The sequence below is a fragment of the Desulfurella sp. genome, from assembly GCF_023256235.1.
Taxonomy (GTDB): domain Bacteria; phylum Campylobacterota_A; class Desulfurellia; order Desulfurellales; family Desulfurellaceae; genus Desulfurella.
In genome coordinates this window covers 14,933-16,076 of the sequence record NZ_JAGDWY010000069.1, presented here as the reverse complement: position 1 = coordinate 16,076, position 1,144 = coordinate 14,933, and the positions used below count along the sequence as shown (strand labels likewise).

Genomic DNA, 1,144 nt, shown 5'->3' with positions numbered 1-1,144 from the left:
TGGCGGCTGCAACTTTTGGAAACCCAATTGTACTAACAAGTGCAATACAAACACCGATTATTTCGTTATTTGTAGCACCTGCTTGAAGCGCTCTTCGTGTATGAGAATGCACTGCACCTTCGCTTCCTATAGCACAAGCTGCTGCAAGCTGAACCAGTTGTATAGTTTTTTCGTCTAAATTTGCTGTTTTTTTCGCAACTTTACCTAAATTCTCAAGTGAATTAATAAATTCGGGAAAATCTTTTTCTAAATCAATGTAAAAATTAGGCTTATCCATTTTAATACCTCCAGTTTTGTTTTACAATATAAGCGATTTTTTAAACTTTTCAATCTTACTTGAAAAAAAATTATATGTTTTTATATTAAAAATTATGTTAGTAAGATTTTATTCAACTTTACGTGAAAAAAAAGGAAAAAGCGTAGAAATTAATATAGAGTATATAAATATAAAATCTCTGATAGATTTACTTGAGATATCAAATTATATATTGGATAATAACAATCTTTTGGCTGGTACCATGATTTTGGTTAATGGCAAAAATATATCTCACTTAAATGGGTTGGATACTATTGTTCAAAATAGTGATAGTATAGATTTTTTCCCACCTGCTGCAGGCGGATGAGTTTTTTTGACAGGCAGATCCCGGTTTTAGGCGATATATGCCAAAAAAAGCTTAAAAATTCAAGAGTTTTTGTAGGTGGTGCTGGTGGTTTGGGCTGTATTGTGTGTGAATTACTTGTAAGGTCAGGTGTTGGAAAATTATATATTGCAGATTTTGATGTAATAAGTGAATCCAATATTCATAGACAGTTGTTATATACAACGCACGATATTGGAAAACCAAAAAATCTTACAGCAAAAGAAAAATTGGATTCAATTGGGTTCAATTGCCAGATTGAGATTTTTGGAAAAATTGATGAGGATTTTTTGTTACCTGATGTTGATGTAATTGTTGATTGTTTTGATAATAAAGATTCAAAGAATTTGCTTAGTAGATTGGCTTTTAAAAATAATATTTATTTTGTTCATGCTGGTGTATTTGGTTATTTTGGTCAAATATCCACACTTAAAGATAAAAAATTGGAAGATGTTTTTTCATTTGGTAGTCAGGAAAATTATATTTTACCATACACAGTAGGTGTA

General features: G+C 30.5%; 3 protein-coding genes. 2 read left to right on the top strand and 1 reads right to left on the bottom strand.

Annotated features, from left to right (window positions below):
- Window positions 1-277: carboxymuconolactone decarboxylase family protein (locus Q0C22_RS07605; RefSeq protein WP_291493400.1), on the bottom strand; the 277-nt coding region annotated here is incomplete at its 3' end.
- A 94-nt stretch (window positions 278-371) separates the two neighbouring features.
- On the opposite strand from Q0C22_RS07605, the gene Q0C22_RS07600 reads away from it, so the two are divergent.
- Window positions 372-623 carry a MoaD family protein gene (locus Q0C22_RS07600; RefSeq protein WP_291493398.1) on the top strand — a complete coding sequence of 84 codons (252 nt, stop codon included), beginning with the start codon at window positions 372-374 and terminating at the stop codon, window positions 621-623.
- Window positions 620-1,144, top strand: a 525-nt coding sequence (locus Q0C22_RS07595; protein WP_291493395.1) for a ThiF family adenylyltransferase, incomplete at its 3' end; no start/stop codon positions are given. The genes Q0C22_RS07600 and Q0C22_RS07595, both read left to right, overlap by 4 nt.

What these genes read in the sequence shown, in the direction of transcription:
- Q0C22_RS07600 (WP_291493398.1), top strand. Translation starts at nt 372, where the DNA reads ATGTTAGTAAGATTTTATTCAACTTTACGTGAAAAAAAAGGAAAAAGC.